General features: G+C 70.7%; 15 protein-coding genes. 8 read left to right on the top strand and 7 right to left on the bottom strand.

Going from position 1 to position 19,537, the window contains the following annotated elements; genetic code table 11:
- Nucleotides 1-170: 170 nt before the first annotated feature.
- Nucleotides 171-1,427, top strand: coding sequence for a dicarboxylate/amino acid:cation symporter (locus WMF12_RS18865; protein WP_437872964.1), 1,257 nt, complete (start codon nucleotides 171-173; stop codon nucleotides 1,425-1,427).
- Nucleotides 1,428-1,558: 131 nt separating this feature from the next.
- Complete coding sequence (locus WMF12_RS18860) at nucleotides 1,559-1,969, top strand: hypothetical protein (RefSeq protein ID WP_437872963.1); 411 nt, start codon at nucleotides 1,559-1,561, stop codon at nucleotides 1,967-1,969.
- A 246-nt stretch (nucleotides 1,970-2,215) separates the two neighbouring features.
- On the opposite strand, the gene WMF12_RS18855 is transcribed toward WMF12_RS18860, so the two are convergent.
- The 4 genes from WMF12_RS18855 to WMF12_RS18840 form a co-directional block, all read right to left on the bottom strand.
- A complete protein-coding gene (locus WMF12_RS18855; protein ID WP_437872962.1) occupies nucleotides 2,216-2,533 on the bottom strand; it encodes a hypothetical protein in 318 nt (105 codons plus the stop codon).
- Nucleotides 2,534-2,629: 96 nt separating this feature from the next.
- Nucleotides 2,630-3,031 (bottom strand): SPW repeat domain-containing protein, encoded by a 402-nt coding sequence (locus tag WMF12_RS18850; protein WP_437872961.1) that lies wholly within the window; start codon nucleotides 3,029-3,031, stop codon nucleotides 2,630-2,632.
- A 277-nt stretch (nucleotides 3,032-3,308) separates the two neighbouring features.
- Nucleotides 3,309-4,328 (bottom strand): M23 family metallopeptidase, encoded by a 1,020-nt coding sequence (locus WMF12_RS18845; protein WP_437872960.1) that lies wholly within the window; start codon nucleotides 4,326-4,328, stop codon nucleotides 3,309-3,311.
- A 238-nt stretch (nucleotides 4,329-4,566) separates the two neighbouring features.
- Entirely contained in the window at nucleotides 4,567-6,021 is a 1,455-nt protein-coding gene (locus WMF12_RS18840; RefSeq protein WP_437873869.1) for a DEAD/DEAH box helicase, read from the bottom strand.
- 707 nt (nucleotides 6,022-6,728) lie between these two features.
- On the opposite strand from WMF12_RS18840, the gene WMF12_RS18835 reads away from it, so the two are divergent.
- A complete protein-coding gene (locus WMF12_RS18835; protein ID WP_437872959.1) occupies nucleotides 6,729-7,862 on the top strand; it encodes a hypothetical protein in 1,134 nt (377 codons plus the stop codon).
- A 482-nt stretch (nucleotides 7,863-8,344) separates the two neighbouring features.
- The gene (locus tag WMF12_RS18830; RefSeq protein ID WP_437872958.1) at nucleotides 8,345-11,614 is read left to right on the top strand and encodes a UvrD-helicase domain-containing protein; all 3,270 of its coding nucleotides are present in this window, start codon (nucleotides 8,345-8,347) and stop codon (nucleotides 11,612-11,614) included.
- Here WMF12_RS18830 and WMF12_RS18825 read toward each other — a convergent pair.
- The gene (locus WMF12_RS18825; protein WP_437872957.1) at nucleotides 11,611-13,221 is read right to left on the bottom strand and encodes an SEL1-like repeat protein; all 1,611 of its coding nucleotides are present in this window, start codon (nucleotides 13,219-13,221) and stop codon (nucleotides 11,611-11,613) included. The genes WMF12_RS18830 and WMF12_RS18825 overlap by 4 nt on opposite strands.
- A gap of 124 nt (nucleotides 13,222-13,345) precedes the next feature.
- On the opposite strand from WMF12_RS18825, the gene WMF12_RS18820 reads away from it, so the two are divergent.
- The 3 genes from WMF12_RS18820 (at nucleotide 13,346) to WMF12_RS18810 (ending at nucleotide 15,463) form a co-directional block, all read left to right on the top strand.
- Nucleotides 13,346-13,597: a hypothetical protein gene (locus WMF12_RS18820; RefSeq protein WP_437872956.1), complete on the top strand. Its 252-nt coding sequence runs from the start codon at nucleotides 13,346-13,348 to the stop codon at nucleotides 13,595-13,597.
- 102 nt (nucleotides 13,598-13,699) lie between these two features.
- A complete protein-coding gene (gene mgtE, locus WMF12_RS18815) occupies nucleotides 13,700-15,133 on the top strand; it encodes a magnesium transporter (protein WP_437872955.1) in 1,434 nt (477 codons plus the stop codon).
- 39 nt (nucleotides 15,134-15,172) lie between these two features.
- Complete coding sequence (locus WMF12_RS18810; RefSeq protein WP_437872954.1) at nucleotides 15,173-15,463, top strand: SelT/SelW/SelH family protein; 291 nt, start codon at nucleotides 15,173-15,175, stop codon at nucleotides 15,461-15,463.
- Nucleotides 15,464-15,493: 30 nt separating this feature from the next.
- Here the strand turns inward: WMF12_RS18810 and WMF12_RS18805 are convergent, their stop codons facing one another.
- Entirely contained in the window at nucleotides 15,494-16,486 is a 993-nt protein-coding gene (locus WMF12_RS18805; protein WP_437872953.1) for a serine O-acetyltransferase, read from the bottom strand.
- 7 nt (nucleotides 16,487-16,493) lie between these two features.
- Nucleotides 16,494-17,486 (bottom strand): cysteine synthase A, encoded by a 993-nt coding sequence (gene cysK, locus WMF12_RS18800; RefSeq protein ID WP_437872952.1) that lies wholly within the window; start codon nucleotides 17,484-17,486, stop codon nucleotides 16,494-16,496.
- 772 nt (nucleotides 17,487-18,258) lie between these two features.
- On the opposite strand from cysK, the gene WMF12_RS18795 reads away from it, so the two are divergent.
- Nucleotides 18,259-19,497 carry a hypothetical protein gene (locus WMF12_RS18795; protein WP_437872951.1) on the top strand — a complete coding sequence of 413 codons (1,239 nt, stop codon included), beginning with the start codon at nucleotides 18,259-18,261 and terminating at the stop codon, nucleotides 19,495-19,497.
- Nucleotides 19,498-19,537: the final 40 nt, after the last annotated feature.

Genomic DNA, 19,537 nt, shown 5'->3' with positions numbered 1-19,537 from the left:
GCCGGGAGCCTAATGGATCCGCGTGGGCTTGGACAGGCGGCCCTTGGCCCGCGAACGGCGCGTGCGGAGGTCGATCTGTGGCCGCAGGACGCCCCGTTGGCCGTGGAGGGCCCGGGGGCGTGGCGTCAACTCCGCGGATCGCGGCGCCGCGGCTTGTGTAAGGTGGCGCCATGTCATCGCATCGAACGATGCTGCTCGGCGTCGCGGTCGGGGCAGCGGGCGGTCTCACGGCGAACGCTGTCGCGGCAGGGCACCCGGCGCTCACCTGGATCGTCGATCACATCACCTACCCGGTGGGCCAGATTTTCCTGCGCCTGCTGTTCATGCTCGTGCTCCCGATCCTGTTCTCGGCGCTCGTGATGGGCGTCTGCGAGCTCGATCTGAAGCACGTCGGTCGGCTCGGCCTGCGGACGCTGGGCTACACGGCCGTCGTCTCGAGCATCGCGGTGCTGATCGGCCTCGTCCTGGTGAACCTGATCCGCCCGGGCGACGGCCTGCCCGAGGCGGTCCGGAGCCTCGCGCACGGCGGGGGGATCAAGGCGGCGACCGCGCCGGCCGACACCTCGCCGGTGGGGATGATCATCGCGATGGTGCCGGACAACATCTTCAAGGCGGCGGCAGGGGGCGACGTGCTCGCGGTGATCACGTTCTCGCTGCTCTTCGGCATCGCCCTGTCGCTCACGCAGACCGATGGGGCGGCGCGGCTCCGCGAGTGCATCCAGGGGCTGCTCGACGTCTCGATGCGGCTCATCGAGGGGGTGCTCCGGTTCGCGGCGATCGGCGTGGGCGCGCTGCTCTTCACGATCACGTCCCGGATGGGCATCGGCATCATGCAGCAGCTGGCGGCGTACGTGCTCACGGTGCTGCTCGGCCTCGGCCTGCACATGTTCGTTGTCTATTCGCTCTCGGTCCGTTTCCTTGGCGGGATGTCGCCGGTCGCGTTCTTTCGCGGGAGCCGGACGGCGATCGTGACGGCGTTCTCGACCGCCTCGTCGAACGCGACGCTGCCGACCGCGCTGAAGGTCGCCGAGGAGGAGCTGAAGCTGCCGCCGTCCGTGGCGCGCTTCGTGCTGACCGCCGGCGCCGCGATGAACCAGAACGGGACGGCGCTGTTCGAGGGGGTGACCGTGCTCTTCCTGGCCCAGGTCTACGGCGTCTCGCTGAGCTTCGGGCAGCAGGCGACCGTGATGCTCATCTCGGTGCTCGGGGGGATCGGCACGGCGGGGATTCCAGCCGGCTCGCTGCCCGTCATCGCGATGATCCTTGGGATGCTCGGCATCCCGCCCGAGGGGCTCGGTCTGGTCCTCGGGGTGGATCGGTTCCTCGACATGTGCCGGACGGTGATCAACGTGGTGGGGGACCTGGCAGCGGCGGTGTTCGTATCGCGGGATCAGCACCCGAAGCCGCAGGGAGCAGCCGGCGCGTGACTGGACGGGGCGAGCGCCCACGCGCGACGCCTCGCAGCGGAGGCGTCGCGCCCCGCAGGTCTGGAGCGCCCGCTCCCGACCGTCGGGGCTGAGCCGCTCGCCGACGTTCCTGGGTTCAGGCCGCCATCTTCATGCCGGGCATCATCATGCCCATCATGTTCGGCATCATCATCGCGGGCATCATCATGCCCATCATGTTCGGCATCATGCCGCCCATCATCGGCATCATGCCCATCATGTTCGGCATCATGCCGCCCATCATCGGCATCATGCCCATCATGTTCGGCATCATGCCGCCCATCATGCTCGGCATCATGCCCATCATGCTCGGCATCATGCCCATCATGTTCGGCATCATGCCGCCCATCATGCTCGGCATCATGCCGCCCATCATCGGCATCATGCTCATCATGTTCGGCATCATGCCGCCCATCATCGGCATCATCGGCATCGGGCTCATGGGCATGTTCATCATGGCTCTCCCCTGGGTCAGTCGTTGCGGAAAATGGAGTAACTCCCTGACCGGATCGGAGCAATGTTGAAGACTTGGAGCGCCGTGTTTTCCTCCACGGGAGCGGACAGGGCTTCGGACCGAGCGGATGGACGGCCAAGCCAAGCAGAGGAACATCCACGATAACGGCAGCCGTCGCTGCCGCCCTGGCCGAAACAGGGCCCGTGAGGCGGGCGCGCTCAGGATGGGAGTCTCGGAGAACAGGCGCCGGAAGGCTGTTCCGTCGCGGTCGAGGTGTGCGCGGAAACGGGGAGCCGGTGGACGGTGCCGCCCTCCGTCACTCGAGCGTGAACGTCGCTCCCGTCACCGGATCGCACAGCGAGATCGGCACGTCCTCACCGGCGCTCTTCAAGCGCGCTCGCGCCTCCTCGATCGCCTCGTCCACGGCTGCCTCCGCTGCCTCCTGCGCGGCCTCCCCTGCCCGCTCGCCGCTCGCGCCGAGCTGGGCCGCCCGCTGGTCCTCCTCGGCCCGCTGCGCTCGCTCGCGGTTCGCCTCGGTATCGAGGGCGTCGCTCGTCTCACCGACGGGCACCATCTTCACGAGGAAGTCACCCACCCGCAGGCTCATCGGATCCGGCTTCTTCAGGTCGCTCACGGCGTCTGTCCTCCCGCCACGCATGAGCTTGCCGCAAATCCGCGCGATCCACCACCCCGACCGCCGCGCCGATCGCGAGGCGCACGCGCACGCCCCTCAGGAGAACGACCGGTGCTCCGGCCGGTAACGAGCGCTGGCTGTCGTCGTGGCGTAGGAAGAACGGTAGTCCGTCGCGAGCCAGACCAGGCCGACGGCCACGCCCGACACGAGATAGAAGCTCCTCGCCGCGGGCTCCTCATCGAAGCCGAACAGCCACGGCGCCGCGACGAGGAGCACGGCGACCGTGGCCTCGATCGCTCCGTGGACAGGGAACGGGATGAGCTTCGCGGCGCCCAGCGGGAACGCGGTGAGCAGCGTCATCGCGAGATGTGCGGCGCCCAGGATGTAGCAGAGCGTCTCGGGGAGCCCGCCGAAGCCGAACAGCGAAGGGGCCAGCAGGAACAGGGCCGCAACCGCATAGTCCACAAAGCCATGAGCTCGAGGCGACAGCATCTTCATGACCGACTCCTTGCAAAATCGATGTTCGGATTGATTGCCTTCGTCGGTCCGGAAATTTGCAAGGGGTATGCCGCCCAGAGGCTCGCGGGAGAGAGCTTGTCCTCCCGGCGACCTCGGCGGCCATTCGATCATCCATCATCCATCGGCCAGGAAAGGAAGATCAGCGGGCGTGCGCCTGGAGGCGCCGGGCGCTTCGACGGCCGAACCCGAGCCACATTTCCGCCCGGGGGAGCTCAACCACGAACGCTCTTCGTGTGGCACATTGCCCCGCCGTGCGTCACTTCGCGGCGGAGACCAGGAGCTCTGGATCGACGCGTGTCTCGAAGAGATTCATGCGCCAGTCGAGGTGCGGTCCGTTCGTGCGGCCGGTCATCCCGACGGTCGCGATGACCTGCCCCTGCTTGACCTCGTCGTTCACCTTCACGGCGAAGCCGTGCAGATGGATGAACGTGGAGGTCAGTCCCTGCCCGTGATCGATGATCACGGTGTGACCGCTCAGCGGGAGGTCCTTCTCGACGAGCACGACCTTGCCGCAGGCAGGCGCGCGCACCGGCGTACCGACGGGCACCGCGATGTCCACGCCCCAGTGGATCCCGCCGTCCGTGCCGTTGAGCAGGCGCGGCTGGCCGTACCGCGAGGTGATGGGGCCCTTGGACGGCCAGATGAAGCCGTTCTTGTAGCAGTTCCTCTTCGTGTACTTGTTCCGGAGCGCGTCGAGCTTCTTCTCGGCCTGCGTGAGCTTCACGCGCGTCGCCATGTCGAGCTTGACCATGTTCTCCGGCAGGTGGTCGACCTTGTCGACCTCGAACTTGCGAGGCTCCACGTCGAAGATCTTCTCGAGCACCTGCCCGTCGTCGAACGTGATGGTCAGCTTCTCCTGCGCTGGCGCGTTGCGCGAGAAGGCGATCAGGAACTCCCCTTCGTCGCTGACGGTCACGCGATGGCCGGGGAACGCCATGCGGCGCAGCTTGCCGTTCAGCTTGGCGCGCAGGAGCCCTCCCTGGACGGCGCGCCCTTCCACCGAGAGGCGGCTGTCGTCGGCCGCGGGCGGCCCGGCGTCGGCCGCCGCGCTCGGCGCGGGCGCCGCGGCATCGGCGGTGTCGGCCGCCGCGGGAGCGGCGCTGGCGTCGGGCGCCTCGGCCGGCGCGCTGCTCGCGGAGGCGACCGGGGCGGCGGAGGCAATCGGCGCCGGATCGGCGGAGGCTTGAGCGCCCGTGGTGGACGAGCTCGAAGAAGGAGCACCGCGATCGCAGGCAGCGATCGTGAGCAGGCTTACAACGATGACGGGAACGCGCATAGCGGCGATCGTGCCAGAGTTTCCGCACATCGACGAGATAATGTCGAAGCGCGTCATTCAGGCATGGTCCGGTCGCAAACGACCTGTGCGCCTCGCAGACGACCTGTGCGCCTCGGCGCGGCGCCCTCCCCCCTCGTTGGCGCGCGACGAGCGCCAACGAGCACCGGGCTCGCGACGCCGCGCGCATCAGGCGATGCGCGGCGTGACGGATCGGGCGTGGCGGGCAGCGCGGTGAGGATCAGTTATCGACGCGAGGGGTGTCGTGCCGCGGCTGCGGCCGCGCCGGGGGCTGCGCCTGCGCGGGGGGCTGCGCCTGCGGCCGAGCGTGCCCCTGGGGGTGTGGGCGGCCCTGTCCCTGCGGGCGAGCTTGCCCCTGCGGCCGGCCCTGCGCCTGCGGGCGAGCTTGCCCCTGGGGGTGTGGACGGCCCTGTCCCTGCGGCCGGCCCTGTCCCTGCGGGCGAGCTTGCCCCTGGGGGTGTGGACGGCCCTGTCCCTGCGGCCGGCCCTGTCCCTGCGGGCGAGCTTGCCCCTGCGCCGGCGGTGCGGGCCTGGGATCGATCTGGAAGGCGGGAACCCCGGGGTCGGCGAGGAGGGGGAGGCGCTTCTGGATGAGGCGCTCGATGTCGGCGAGATAAGCGCGCTCCTCGCTGTCGCAGAACGAGAGCGCCACCCCGGACGCCCCGGCGCGCGCCGTGCGGCCGATGCGGTGCACGTAGCTCTCCGGGATGTTCGGGAGGTCGTAGTTGATCACGTGCGAGATGTCGTCGATGTCGATGCCGCGCGCCGCGATGTCGGTCGCGACGAGCACGCTCGTCGTCCCCTGCTTGAAGCTCGCGAGCGCACGCTCGCGCGCGCCCTGGGACTTGTTCCCGTGGATGGCGACCGCCTCGATGCGCGCACGGCTGAGCTGCTGGACCACGCGGTTGGCGCCGTGCTTGGTGCGGGTGAACACGATCGCCCGGCGGAGCGCGGGATCCTTGAGCACGTGCTCCAGCATCGCGCGCTTGTCGGACCGCTCGACGAAGACCACCCGCTGGTCGATGTTCTCGGCCGTCGTGGCGATCCGCGCGACCTCGACGCGCACCGGGCTGCGCAGGATGCTGTTCGCGAGCTTCAGGATGTCCGGCGGCATCGTCGCCGAGAACAGGAGCGTCTGCCGGCGCTCGGGCAGCATCGCGAGCACGCGCCGGATGTCGTGGATGAACCCCATGTCCAGCATCCGATCGGCCTCGTCGAGGACGAGCGTGTCGAGCCGACCGAACGGGGCGAGGCCCTGCGAGCAGAGATCGAGCAGCCGGCCCGGCGTCGCCACGAGGACGTCGACGCCGCGGCGCAGCGCCTCCATCTGGGGGCGCTGCCCCACCCCGCCGAAGACGACCGCGGTCCGCAGGCCGAGGTTCTTGCCGTACGTGGAGAAGCTCTCGGCGACCTGCGCCGCGAGCTCGCGCGTCGGGGTGAGCACGAGCACGCGGAGCCCGCCCTGCCTGGGCCCGCCGCTCTGCGCGAGGCGCTGCAGGATCGGCAGCGCGAACGCGGCGGTCTTGCCCGTGCCGGTCTGCGCGCAACCGAGGAGGTCGTTGCCCTCTAGGATGGGCGGGATGGCCTGCTGCTGGATGGGCGTCGGGGCGCTGTACCCCTCGGCCTCGATGGCGCGGAGAAGCGGTTCGATGAGCTTGAGATCGGCAAATTGCATGGACATCGGGCTGGAATCGGGCTGGAGTACAGCCCCTCCTGAGCAAGGGCGGAAAGTACGCCGCGGCACCGCGCCCTCCTTGTGGAGAGGGTTCGATCACGGAGAGCTGCCGCCTCGCGCCCCCTTGAGCGGAGGCTTGCGAGGACCAATGACAGCGACCGAGCACCGCGACCCGTGCCAGGTCAGTCCGAGGCGGCGACTCTAGTACGGCGTGGTGAGGAAGTCGAGCCGCGACCGCGAGCCAGCAGCGAGCCGTCACGCTTTGCTCACCTTGCTTTGCTTCCGGTTCCGGTTCCGGTTCCGGTTCCGGTTCCGGTTCCGGGGTTGCCTTGGCCCGATCTCGCTTGTCAACGCCCGTTGCGCTGCCGCCGGAGCCGCGATCGCGTCGCTTCGCTCGCGGTGCGCGGAGCGGCCTCCGCGCGCGCGGCGCACCATGCTAGACCGTCGCCCGAGCGGAGGGCCCGCTTCTCGTGCGCTCGCGCTCGCAGGTCGCCCCGCGTCGCCCGCGACCTCCAGCGTCTTCCCGCCCCTTCGAAGCAGTGCACCACGCCATGGCCGAAACCGCCGAAGCCTCGAAAACGCCGGCTCAGGTAGGGCACTCCGCTCCGGAGCGCCCTGTCCTTCGGTTGCCCCGATCCCGGCTTCGGCGCTGGGTTCTCGGTGCCGTCGCGGTCCCGATGCTCTCCGGGGCCGGGTTATGGATCGCGGTGCACCGCATTCCATGGATGGGCCCGCTCGTCGCGAACGGGCTGCGTTCGGTGATCGGGGCCGAGAACGTGACGGCGCTCGAGGAGACCGCCTACGCCCTGGAGGATCGCGTCCACCAGCTCTGGCGCAAGGACGAGCCGCCGAAGACGTACTGGGAGGTGCCCGAGCAGCCGGGCCCTGCCGCGACCGCCTCGCCGCCTTCGGCCGGGACGCCGGGCTCGGCCGCGGGCGGCACCGGCGCGGCGGCGTTCCGGCCGACGGACGTCGGCCCCTCGCACGCGGCCTGGTCGGCTCCCGGCGACGGGCGGTGGGTGCCCATCGCGGATCACGCCCATCCGAGCGACGCGCCGCGCCTCCACAAGACGCTGCTCCACCCGGATCCGAACCGCTCCTGGGCGGAGCTGTTCATCGTGGCGGTGGATCTCGCGCGGGTCGATGTGCACCTCATGGCCGGCTCCCGCGAGCCGGCGGCGACGACCGAGGAGGGCAAGCCCTACGAGCGGCCCGCGAAGATCCCGGAGGCGGACCACGGGCGGCTGCTCGCGGCGTTCAACGGCGGCTTCATGACCGAGCACGGCCAGTGGGGGATGCGGGTCGACGGCGTGACGCTGGTGCGCCCCCGGGACCAGGGCTGCACGCTCGCGCGGCGCCGCGACGGGCGGCTGCAGATCGCGCCATGGACCAGGCTTTCGGCGGGAGAGAGCGACATGCAGTGGTGGCGGCAGACGCCGAGCTGCATGGTCGACGAGGGCGAGCTGCACCCGCTGCTCCGCGCGCCGCAGGTCCGCAACTGGGGCGCCACGCTGGACGGCAACACGGTGATCCGCCGCTCCGCGGTGGGGCTCGACCGCGACGGCAAGGTCCTCTACGTCGGGATCAGCAATCACACGACGGCGCCCGCCATCGCGCTCGGGATGCAGCACGCCGGCGCCTCGGCGGTGGCGCAGCTCGACGTGAACTGGTCGTACCCGAAGTTCCTCCTCTACGAGCCGGGTGAGGGCGGCGCCCTCGCGCCGGTCGCGCTGGCGAGCGGCTTCGAGTTCTCGGAAGACGAGTACATCCGCAAGCGCTCCCTGCGCGATTTCTTCTACCTGACCCGCAAGACCCCGGCGCCCTCGACCGCGATCCCGTGACCTCGTGATGCCTCGCAGCGGCCGGCGGTCCCCTCCGGACCGGGGCTCGCGCCCGCGCGTGTAGGCCCGGGTCGAGCCGCTGTCGAAGGCTCGCGAACGCCTGCCAGCCCGGCCGCTGCGCCCGGCGCGGCGGATGCCGGCGCCGGGGTGCGCGCCGGCCGGTCCTCGCCTCGCCTCGCCGTGCGGCCTCGTGCGGCGCGGTCGGCCCTCACGGCATGAACGTGTCGTCCAGGTGAGCCCGTCAAACCGCATTGCATCGAGCGAGCACCTTTTGCCACACGGGCGAGCCCGTCGAACCGCATTGCATCGAGCGAGCATCTTTTGCCACAGGACAAGGACTCTCACGCATCGCGACGCATTGCGGTCAGCGCTCCTCAATTTCCAACCAGATTTCATCAAGGCTGCTGGTATCCGCGATTGACAGCGCGAGGGAGCTCGATAGGTAACTCGATAGGTAAAACGACACCTCACGGCGGAACACCATGCGTTTCTATGCAGACCTCCATGTGCACTCGAAGTACTCCCGCGCGACGAGCAGCGATTGCGATCTCGCGCATCTGAGCTACTGGGCTCAGCGCAAGGGCATCGCGGTGCTGGGCACGGGGGACTTCACCCATCCAGCGTGGATGGCCGAGCTCCGCGAGCACCTCGTGCCCGCCGAGCCCGGGCTCTTCCGCCTGCGGGACGATCTCGGCCGCGCGGTGTCGGAGCGGCTCCCCGGGGCCTGCCGCGGAGCGACGCGCTTCGTCCTCTCCGTGGAGATCTCGACGATCTACAAGAAGGGAGATCGGACGCGGAAGATCCATCACCTCCTCTACGCGCCCAGCTTCGACGCGGCGGAGCGCATCGTCCGCGCGCTCGCCAAGATCGGCAACCTGACCTCCGACGGGCGGCCCATCCTCGGGCTCGATTCGCGCCACCTGCTCGAGATCGTGCTGGAGGCCGGCGAGGGCTCCTACCTCGTGCCAGCGCACATCTGGACTCCCTGGTTCTCGGTGCTGGGCTCCAAGGCGGGCTTCGACGCGGTCGAGGAGTGTTACGGCGATCTCGCGCCGCACATCTTCGCGCTCGAGACCGGGCTCTCGTCCGATCCTGCGATGAACTGGCGGATCTCTGGGCTCGATCGGTACCGGCTCGTCTCGAGCTCGGACGCGCACTCGCCCGCGAAGCTCGGGCGCGAGGCCACGGCCTTCGACGCCCCGCTCGACTACTTCGCGATCCGGCGCGCCCTGGAGACCGGTCAGGGCTTCGGGGGCACGGTGGAGTTCTTCCCGGAAGAGGGCAAATACCACCTCGACGGCCACCGCAAGTGCAATGTCGTGCTCTCGCCGGCGGAGACACGGGCGCTCGCCCTCGCCTGCCCCGTGTGCGGGCACCCGGTCACGGTGGGCGTGCTGCACCGGGTCGAGGAGCTCGCCGATCGCGACGAGGGCGTGCGCCCCGAGGGGGCGAGCGAGTTCCGCAACCTGGTGCCGCTGCCCGAGGTGCTGGCCGAGCTCCACGGCGTGGGCGCCTCCAGCAAGGCGGTGCAGCGGAGCTACGACGGGGTGCTGTCGCGCATCGGCCCCGAGCTGTTCCTCCTCGGCGACGCGCCGCTCGACGAGATCGAGCGCGCCGGCACGCCCCTGCTCGCCGAGGCGATCGCGCGGATGCGCGAAGGGCGCGTGATCCGCGACGCAGGCTACGATGGCGAGTACGGCGCGATCCGGGTCTTCCAGCCGGAGGAGCTCGCGCAGCGCCGCGGGGGCGGGCTCCTCTTCCAGCCGGAGGCCGCGGCGCCGCAGCCGCCTCCCTCGGGGGCGCGCGCTCCCGCGGCGTCGCGCCCCCCTCCGCGCCGCGGCCGGGCCGACGCGGCGCCTCGCCCGGCGCCGGCCGGCGAGGTGTCCCGCGGCGCGCCGCCTGCGCCGGGCGGCGCAGCGCCGCTCGACGCGCTCGACCCGGAGCAGCGGGCCGCGGCGGAGATCACGGACGGCGCGCTGCTCCTCCTCGCGGGGCCAGGCACAGGCAAGACCCGCACGCTCACGCACCGGATCGCGCACCTCGTCCTCGATCTCGGGGTGCCGCCGGAGCAGTGCCTCGCGATCACCTTCACCCGCCGCGCCGCCGACGAGCTGCGGGAGCGGCTCGGCGCGCTGCTCGGCGAGGCCGGCGGCCGCGTGCCCGCCATGACCTTCCACGCGCTCGGCCTCTCCCTGCTCCGCGAGCACGCGCAGGGCGCGGGGGCCGCGCCGCCCGCGATCGCCGGCGAGCGCGAGCGGACGGCGCTGCTCGCCGCGGCGCTCGGCGTCCCGGACCGCCGGGCGGCCAGGTTGCTCGCCGACATCGCCGCGCTGAAGCGGCGCTGCCCGCGCCACGCCGACGCGCACGGGCCGCCGGCCGCGGGCGGCGAGATCGACCGCCACGTCGATCGCGCGTGGAAGGTGTACGAGGACGAGCTCGCCGCGCGCGGGCTCCTCGACCTCGACGACCTGATCGGGCACGCCGTCCTGCTCCTGGAGCAGCAGAGCGGAGCGCTCGCCGCGGCGCGCGAGCGGGCCCGGTATCTCTCCATCGACGAGTACCAGGACATCGATGAGCGCCAGTACCGGCTGATACGCGCGCTCGTCGCTCCCGGCGGGAACGTCTGCGCCATCGGCGATCCCGATCAGGCGATCTACGGATTCCGCGGCGCGGACGTGGGCTTCTTCTTCCGTTTCCAGCAAGATTTCCCGGCGGCGCGCGTGGTGCGCTTGAAGCGGAACTACCGCTCGTCGCGCCCCATCGTCGAGGCGGCGCTCCAGGTGATCGCGCCCTCACCGACGCTCGGCGCGCGGGAGCTCCTGCCGAGCGCGGGCGGCGTGGAGCTCGTGGCGGTCCACGAGTCGCCGACGGAAGCCGCCGAAGCCGAGCGCGTGGTCCATACGATCGAGCGGATGCTCGGCGGGTCCACGTTCTTCTCGATGGATAGCGGGCGGGTGGGCGATCCTGCCGGGAGCGGCGACTACTCCTTCTCGGACTTCGCGGTGCTCTACCGGACCGAGGCGCAGTCCGAGCGGCTCCGGGAGGCGTTCGCCCGCTCGGGGATGCCGTTCCAGCGGCGCTCGGATCGCCGCCTCGCCGAGCGCGCGGGCTCGGAGGCGCTCGCGCGGGCGCTCGCCGGCACACCGCCGGGGCCGCTCGCGGCGCGCCTCAAGGCGGCCGCGGCGCGCCTCCGCGAGGAGGTGGCGCAGCCCGGGCTCGCCGGCGCTCCGCCCGCGGCGGGCGCGGCCGAGGAGGGCGCGGCCTGCGCGGCGGTCCTCGGCGAGGCCGACGTGGACGCGGCGCTGGAGCTGCACCTCGCGCTCGCGGAGCGCTGCGGCGGCGACGTCGATCGCTTCTTGATCGAGCTCGCGGTGTGCTCCGAGATCGACGCGTGGGATCCGCGGGCCGACCGCATCTCGCTGCTGACGCTCCACGCGGCCAAGGGCCTCGAGTTCCGGGTGGTCTTCCTCGTGGGGTGCGAGGACGGCCTGCTCCCGCTCCGGTTCTCCGGCAGGGACGAGACGGACGTCGCCGAGGAGCGCCGGCTCTTTTATGTGGGCATGACGCGGGCGCGAGAGCGGTTGTTCCTGACCCGGTCCATGCAGCGCGCGCGGCACGGCAAGGTGGTTGAGACCGAGGTGTCGCCGTTCATACGCGAGGTGGAGGAGCGGCTGCTCCTTCGGACCGGCCCGTCGCCCGAGGCGCAGAGGGGCTCACGCGCCGGGGCCGATCGTCAGATGAAGCTATTTTAGCGCGGCGCGCCGCCGAGCCGCTTCTGGGCCGCGCACGCCGCCTTGTCCTGCGTCCGCATGCACTGGTCTGCGTAGAAGGTCCGAGCCCGCTCCTTGTCCTTGCGCTCCAGGAGCGGCCCGAACGCGTCACACGCCTTCTTCTCGCCCCACTGCGTGCAGGCCCTCTCGTAGAGCGAGTAGGCCCGCTCCGGATCGGCGGTCACGCCGTCGCCGCGCTGCCAGATCTCGGCGGCCCGCACGCAGCCGCCGGTGCCGCACACCTTCTCGTAGAGCGCCGCGGCGCGCGGCATGTCCTTCGGAATGCCGTTCCCCTTCTCGTACATCCCGGCGAGGCTCAAGCACGCCTCGGCCCCGAACCCCTTCTCCGGACAGCCCTTCTCGAAGAACGAATACGCCTTCGCGACGTCCTTCGGAACGCCGTCGCCCTGCGCGTAGACCGAGCCGGCGGCGTTGCAGGCGCGCATGTCCCCCAGGCTGCAACCGTGGCTGTACGCCGCGATCGCCTTCACCCCGTCCTTCGGCGCGCCCTGCCCCTTGCGCAGGATGTCGCCGAGATCGACGCAGTCCTCGGACTGGCCGCCCTGGCACGCGCGCTGGAGCACGCCCACGGCGACCCCCACGTCCTTCGCCGCGAGCTTCCCCTCGACCAGCATCTTGCCCAGCGCGCTGCAGCTCGGCCCGTGCCCGAGATCGCAGCCGCGCCGGAGGAACGCGACCGCGCGCGTCGGGTCCTTCGGGAGGACCGCCTGCGGGCCTTCGCTGAGGTACCACTCGGCCACGCTGAAGCACGCCCAGCCGTCGCCCATCTCGCACGCCTTGTCGGCGAACTCTCGCACCTTGGCCCGCCCCGCGGCGTCCGGGGGGACCTTGGCGCTCTTCATGTCGCGCAGGACTTGCTTCGCCCTCGCGTAGCAGGCCTGCGTGACGCCGGCGCCGCACGCCTTCTCGAACAGCTCCGCCGCCCTCGCGTCATCGCGCGGGAAATCCTTGCCGCCCAGGTACTGAATCCCGAGGTGATAGCAGCTGCCGACATCGCCCTTCCCGCACTCCGCCGCGCAGGATCGGGCGTCGGTGGGCTCGCACAGGTGCGCGGGCGCGAGCGCAGGCGGGGAGCACTTCGCCCCGCTCGGCACCGTCCCGAGCGGGCACAGGCTCGACAGCTTCGGGAACTCGTCTTCCGCCTGCTTCACCGGAGCGTCGGCCGCCGCCGCCCTCTTCGCGAGCAGCGGGACGAGCTCCAGGCGCAGCGGCGCATGGCAGCGCTCCGTCGGCGCCTGCGCGTCGGGCTTCGCGGCCCGGCAGGCGTCGATCTCCCCTTCCTTGCTCGTGGTGCCGCCCTGGCCCGCCGTCGCGGCCGCCCCGAAGACCTGATCCACCGTCCGCGCCGTGCCCCGGCTGCCTGGCACCATCGCGAAGGCCCCGAGGAGCGCGGCGCGCACGAAGTGCGTCGCGCCCTCGCAGCTGCCCGAGAGATCCTGCGCGGAGGAGGAGGCCACCGTGGTCGCCATCTTCCCCGTAGGCACGAGCGCCACGTCGATCGCGGCCGAGCCGCCGCCCTCGATCGCGGTGCTCAGCGCCGGGGCCCCGAAGGGGACGTTCGCCTGCATCTCCGCAGGGTTTGTTAATTGTATTACTTTTTCTGCCCGGGTCACGCCAGCGAAGGAGTAGCTCCCTGGGAGCTTGCACTGCGTGAGGAGCTTCAGCGTCGTGCAGTCGTAGGAGACGACGGCGATGCCGTCTTTCATCGCGAGCCCGAGATCGGAGCGGCGTGTCGTGAGCCAGTCGACGATGAGCGGCTCCGCGTGGCCGATGGCCGGACACCCGCCGCCGGTCGTGCTGGCGGTGCTCTCCGGCGAGACGGTGGGCCGGGGAGGATGCACGACCACCTCGGGTTCCAGGCCCGGTCCACAGGCCATCGCTCCGAGCGAGAGCCCAACCACGCACAAATCGAACGCGCGCTTCATCGGGCCGACAGAACCATGAGCCATGGGGTCCGGTCAATACGGCGAGCGCGACCGCACGCGGCATACGACCGGCCGCGCGGACCCGGGCTATGCTCGGCGCGCCCCCGCGCCCGGAGCCGCCATGAGCACGCCCAGGTCCCAGGAGAAACTGCAAGAGAGCCTGAGCCTGGTGACTACCCTGCTCCAAAAGCAACGCGTCATCGAGACGCTGACCCACAAGCAGGAGAGCAGGAACAAAGAGCTCGTCGAGGCGCTGGTCCACCGGCAAAATCTCGCCCTGCTGCAGAGGAAGCTCAGGGATCTGCACCCGGCGGACCTCGCCCACATCATCGAGGTGCTCCCGCAGGCGGATCGCCTCGTGGTGTGGGCTGAGCTCGAGCCCTACCGCGCCGCACAGGTGCTGCTCGAGTCCTCGCGGTCGGTCCGCGACTGGCTCGTCGCGGAGACGGAGCGCCCTCGCCTCGTCGCGCTGCTCGGCCAGCTCGATCCGGACGATCTGGCGTACATCAGCGAGTCGGTCGATCCGGAGATCGTGGCGGAGGTGTACCAGTCGCTCGACGCGCGCGAGCAGTCGCTCTTCCAGTCGACGATCGCGTACCCGGACGGCTCTGTGGGCCACCTGATGAGCCCGGAGCTCGTCTCGGTGCGCGACGGCCGGGACCTCGGCGGCGCGCTGGAGGACGTGCGCCGGCGGGGCGAGCTGCCGCCGCACACCGAGGCGCTGTTCGTGGTCGACGCGCGCAACGTGCTCCGCGGCGCGCTGTCGCTCAAGGACCTGCTGCTCCGCGAGCCGCGCGCGCAGGTGAGCGCGGTCATGTCCACGGACGTGGTGAGCTTCACGCCCCAGGAGCGCGCGAGCGACGCGGCCAGGGCCTTCGAGCGTTACGACCTCATCGCCGCGCCGGTGGTGGACGAGCGCGGCAAGCTCGTCGGCCGGCTGACGGTGGATGTGATGATGGACTTCCTGCGGCGGCAAGCCCAGAGCGAGGCGCTCTTGCGCGCAGGCCTCGCGGGAGAGGAGGACTATTTCGCGCCCGCGTGGACGAGCGCGAAGAACCGCTGGCTCTGGCTCTTCGTCAACCTGCTCACGGCATTCCTGGCCTCGCGGGTCATCGGTATCTTCGAGAGCACCATTCAGGATCTCGTGGCGCTGGCAGCGCTGATGCCCATCGTGGCGAGCGTCGGCGGCAACACGGGCAATCAGACGGTGGCGCTCGTGATCCGCGGCCTCGCGCTCGACCGGCTGACGCGGGCCAACACGGGGCACCTCCTGAAGAAAGAGCTCTTCGTCGGCCTGATGAACGGCGCCGTCTGGGGCACGCTCGTGGGGCTCGCGGCCGCCGCCCTCTACGGCAGCGTCCCGCTCGGTCTGGTGATGGCCGCGGCCATCCTGCTGAACCTCGTGGTTGCGGCGATGGTCGGGTGCGCGGTGCCGCTCGTGCTCCAGCGCCTGGGCCGCGATCCGGCCCAGGGGTCGAGCGTCCTGCTCACGTTCACCACGGACAGCATGGGCTTCTTCATCTTCCTCGGGCTCGCCAGGGCGTTCCTCGTCTGAGCCTGCCCGCGCGCCGCGCGCTCGCGCTACGATCCTGGCATGGACGCCGCCCCCGCCCCGCAACGGCCGCTCGTCGCGATCCGGTATTGCCCCAAGTGCCGCTGGCTCACGCGCGCGGCCTGGCTCGCTCAGGAGCTGCTGATCACCTTCCCTGACGAGATCGACGTGCTCCTGTCGCCGGGCGAGAGCGGCATCTTCGACATCACGCTCGACGGCGCGCCGCTCTTCTCACGCGCCGTCGAAGGGCGCTTCCCCGAGCCCAAGGAGCTCAAGCAGGCGATCCGCGACCGCGTCGCCCCGGAGCGCCCTCTCGGCCACTCCGATCGATGAGACGCCCGTTCTGATGAGGAGAGCGCCGCTCTAGATGTCGAAGTCGAGGATGCTGTCCAGATCGGAGGCGCCGACGGCGGGCGTGCCATGGGGCGGCGACGCGACGCGCAGCCTCGGGGCCTCGAGCGCGACGCGCTGGCCGCCGGCGACGCTCTTCGTGAGGAACACCGAGCCGCCCACCACGCTCCCCTGCCCCAGCACCGTCTTGCCGCCGAGGACCGTGGCGTTCGCGTAGATGGTGACGTTGTCCTCCACGGTGGGGTGGCGCTTCAGGCCGCGCGCGCCCCGCGAGTGCTGCGGCAAGGAGAGGGCGCCGAGCGTCACGCCCTGGTAGAGCTTGACGTGCTCGCCGATGTCGGTCGTCTCGCCGATCACGACGCCGGTGGCATGATCGATGAAGAAGCTGTCACCGATGTTGGCGCCTGGGTGGATGTCGGCGCCCGTCCTCGTGTGCGCCCACTCGCTCATGATCCGGGGCATGAGCGGCACGCCGAGGAGGTACAGCTCGTGCGCGACCCGGTGCACCGTCACGGCGAGGAGGCCTGGATAGGCCAGGATGATCTCGTCCATCGAGGCCGCCGCCGGATCGCCGTCGTAGGCCGCCTGCACGTCGAGCAGGAGGCGCCGCCGGACCTCCGGCAGCCGGGCGATGAACAGCCGCGCCACGTCGCGCCCCCGCTGCCGGCACCTCGGGACGTCGAGGCGGCCCGCGTCGACGGTCTCGTCCTGGAAGCACAGACAGCGCTCGATCTGTCGCTCCAGCTTGTCGCGCAGCGTCGAGACCAGGGTGCCCACGTGGTAGAGCAGGTCCTCGTCCGACAGGTCCTGCCGCCCGTGATAGCCCGGGTAGAAGATCTGGAGCAGGAGATCGATGATCTCGGTGATCTCCTGGCGCGACGGGGTGAAGCGCTTGTTGATGTGATGCCCGCGCGCATCCTCCCGGTAGCTCGCGATCAGCGCGTCGACGATGCCATGCAGGTCGGCCGGCGCCTCGGAGGGGGCAGCATCACACTTCTTGCTCACGTCGACCTCACGAGGCCTTCATGGCCTCGACCTCGGAGAACATTCCTTCGAAGAGGGGCCCAGAGAGGTACCGCTCGCCGGTGTCCGGGAGGATGACCACGATGGTCTTTCCTTCCCACTTCGGATCCTTCGCGAGCCGGCCCGCCGCGACCATGGCCGCGCCGCAGGAGACGCCGCAGAGGATGCCCTCCTCGGACGCGAGGCGCCGCGCCATGGCGATGGACTCGTCGTTCGAGACCGTCTCGACCTGGTCCACGAAGGAGAGGTCGAGGTTCTTCGGGACGAAGCCGGCGCCGATGCCCTGGATCTTGTGCGGGGACGGGGTGAGCGGCTGGCCGGCGAGCGTCTGCGAGATGACCGGCGAGTGGACCGGCTCCACCGCGACGGAGTGGAGGGCGCGGCCGCGGCCGCGCTCGAAGTAGCGGCTGACGCCGGTGATCGTGCCGCCGGTGCCCACGCCCGAGACGAGGACGTCGACGTTGCCGCCGGTGTCGTCCCAGATCTCGGGGCCGGTGGTGGTCTCGTGGATCGCGGGGTTCGCCGGGTTCTCGAACTGCCGCATCAGCACGTACCGGCCGGGGTCGGAGGCGGCCAGCTCCTCGGCCTTGGCGATGGCGCCGTTCATCCCCTTGGGGCCCGGCGTCAGGAGCAGCTTGGCCCCGAGGGCGATGAGCACCTTGCGCCGCTCCATGCTCATCGTCTCGGGCATGCTGAGCACGCACTCGATCCCCCTCGAGGCGGCGGCGAAGGCCAGCGCGATGCCGGTGTTGCCGCTGGTCGCCTCGACGATCGCCTTGCCAGGGCCGAGCACGCCCCGCTGCTCGGCGTCCCAGACCATGGCCGCGCCGATGCGGCACTTGACCGAGTACGCCGGGTTGCGCCCCTCGATCTTCGCCAGCACCGTCGCGCGCGCGCCTTCGATCACGCGGCGGATGCGCACGAGCGGCGTGCGGCCGATGCTCTGGGTGTTGTCGTCGTACACGCGGGGGAAGCTGGTCATGGGGGGCCCGTGCGGGTGAGTGGGGAGGAAAGAGGAGATCCAGAGGCGCCCCGCGCTGTCAAGGTCCACGTGCGCCCCGCCTCGGTCGCGCCGTATTTCCAGAGGCAGCGCGGCGTCGTCCGTCGCTGACGTCGGGGCGGCGCCTGCCGCGCCAGCTCGCCCGGCGGGCGCGCGCCGCGCTCAGCGCGCCCCCTCGTCAGTGAGCCGTTGGACGTGCAACGGTTCACCGAGGGGGCCGGCGAGACACCCCGGCGCATGGAGGTCAGTCGGGCCATGAGCGGTCGTGCGGTGGATGGCGCGAAGTCGATTACGCGCTCCACGCGAAGCGCATGAGCCAACGAGATCATCCTCGGAGGGCGGACTGGCCTGCTCCGGCAGGGCCTCGACCGCACCGCGCCGGCGCTCGGGTGTCCCGAGTTCCGATGAGGCACAGGGGATGACGCAGCGCGACCAAGGTGGCGGTGATAGCGGCCAATTCATGAGAGATTTTGCCGGAGTGCGTCATTTCCTGATCTGCTGGCGCTTGAACATTCACGTCGTACCACGCCGTGCCACGTCGGAGCACCGACGGCTCAGAGGTGCTCACGAGCGCTCAGGAATACCGGAACCACGGTGACTACGTGCGCGAGCAAGGTGCTTCCCTGGGCAATCGATGAACCACCATGGGACTACGTCGGACCAGGTCCACTTCCTTGACGCATGCGCATGCGAACCTATCATGTAGAATTTTAGCTCTTGCCATGAGTGGCATAGGCCTCGCATCATCGCTGACATGTTCCCCGCTGAGCCCCCTTGCGCGGAGGTCCAACTGCCCCACGACGAGGATGAGCCCACTTTAATTTTCCGTCGTCCGCCGGCGTCGATTGGGGGCATGGCGATGCCGTTCGAATCGCCGGCTCCGGTCATGGCATCTCCGACCCGGCGTTCCACGTCGCGCTTGATCGCGTTGAGCGCGGGTGCCGGCCTGGGCTTCGCGGCGGTGGTGGGCGGGCTCGTCTCGATGCAGCTCGGCGCGGCGGGCTTCGATCTCCGCGCGGGCTCGGCGCTCCAGCCTGCCGCGGCCGCCGCGGCCATCCTGCGGTCGACGGGGGTGGCGGCGCGGGTCGAGGTGAAGGCCGGAGCGGCCGCGCCGCTCCAGGCAACGCCAGCAACGGCGGCGCCGGCCCTCGCTGCCGCGGATCGCGCCGACGCGACGCTCGATCGAACGGCGGTGATCCCCATCCCCGACGGGATCATCACCATCCCCGCGTCCTTCGCCTCGGCAGATGGAGCGTACGATCTGGTGATCCACTTCCATGGGGTCAACGACGTTGTGCAGGCGGGGTTCGATCGCGCCCGGCTCAACGCGGTTGTGATGATCATCAATCTGGGCATCAGCTCTGGCGCGTATGAGACCCAGTTCTCGATCCGCTCCTATCTCCCGGCGTTGATGGCGAAGGCGCAGGTGGCGCTCGAGGCCCGTGGGCTGCGCGACGCCCGGCTCCGGCGCGTCGCGCTCTCGGCGTTCAGCGCCGGGTATGGCGCGGTTCGCGGGCTCCTGAACCAGCCGGGGTTCACCGACAAGGTGGACGCCGTGCTGCTCCTGGACGGCATCCACACCGGCTACATGCCGCTCGACCGCAGCCTGGACATGGAGCGCCTCAAGCCGTTCAGCCGCTTCGCCGAGCTGGCGGCCGCCGGCAAGAAGCTGATGTCGATCACCCATTCGGAGATCACCCCGAACGGCGATTACGCCGGTACTCACGAGAGCACGGACGCTCTCCTCAAGCTCACGGGCGCACAGCGCTCCCCGGGCGCGGGCGCAGACGAGCAGGCGATCTACGACCTGACCGGGGAGGCGAGCGAGGCGAAGCTCCGGTTCGTCCCCCTGTCCGAGGCGCACAGGGGCGCGTTCCACGTCCGCGGCTATCCTGGCACCCAGAAGCCAGATCACGTGAGGCACCTCACCCGCATGGCGGAGACCGCGCTGCCTGATCTGGTGCGCTACTGGAGCGAGCCGCCCGCGCAATGACGGGTCGCGTCTCGGGGGCGCGCGAGCCGTCGGTACGGAG

Origin of the sequence: Sorangium sp. So ce363, assembly GCF_051520435.1 — a bacterium.
Lineage (GTDB): Bacteria > Myxococcota_A > Polyangia > Polyangiales > Polyangiaceae > Sorangium > Sorangium cellulosum_B.
The sequence above is the reverse complement of the archived record's forward strand: the minus strand, read 5'-3'. Positions and strand labels throughout refer to the sequence as shown.

Bases quoted from the DNA above. Each gene is read 5' to 3' on its own strand.
- WMF12_RS18810 (WP_437872954.1), top strand. From the start codon at position 15,173: ATGGACGCCGCCCCCGCCCCGCAACGGCCGCTCGTCGCGATCCGGTAT.
- WMF12_RS18830 (WP_437872958.1), top strand. From the start codon at position 8,345: ATGCGTTTCTATGCAGACCTCCATGTGCACTCGAAGTACTCCCGCGCG.
- WMF12_RS18795 (WP_437872951.1), top strand. From the start codon at position 18,259: ATGTTCCCCGCTGAGCCCCCTTGCGCGGAGGTCCAACTGCCCCACGAC.
- mgtE (WP_437872955.1), top strand. From the start codon at position 13,700: ATGAGCACGCCCAGGTCCCAGGAGAAACTGCAAGAGAGCCTGAGCCTG.
- WMF12_RS18860 (WP_437872963.1), top strand. From the start codon at position 1,559: ATGCCGGGCATCATCATGCCCATCATGTTCGGCATCATCATCGCGGGC.
- WMF12_RS18825 (WP_437872957.1), bottom strand. From the start codon at position 13,221: ATGCAGGCGAACGTCCCCTTCGGGGCCCCGGCGCTGAGCACCGCGATC.
- WMF12_RS18865 (WP_437872964.1), top strand. From the start codon at position 171: ATGTCATCGCATCGAACGATGCTGCTCGGCGTCGCGGTCGGGGCAGCG.
- WMF12_RS18840 (WP_437873869.1), bottom strand. From the start codon at position 6,021: ATGCAATTTGCCGATCTCAAGCTCATCGAACCGCTTCTCCGCGCCATC.
- WMF12_RS18845 (WP_437872960.1), bottom strand. From the start codon at position 4,328: ATGCGCGTTCCCGTCATCGTTGTAAGCCTGCTCACGATCGCTGCCTGC.
- cysK (WP_437872952.1), bottom strand. From the start codon at position 17,486: ATGACCAGCTTCCCCCGCGTGTACGACGACAACACCCAGAGCATCGGC.
- WMF12_RS18820 (WP_437872956.1), top strand. From the start codon at position 13,346: ATGCCGTCTTTCATCGCGAGCCCGAGATCGGAGCGGCGTGTCGTGAGC.
- WMF12_RS18850 (WP_437872961.1), bottom strand. From the start codon at position 3,031: ATGAAGATGCTGTCGCCTCGAGCTCATGGCTTTGTGGACTATGCGGTT.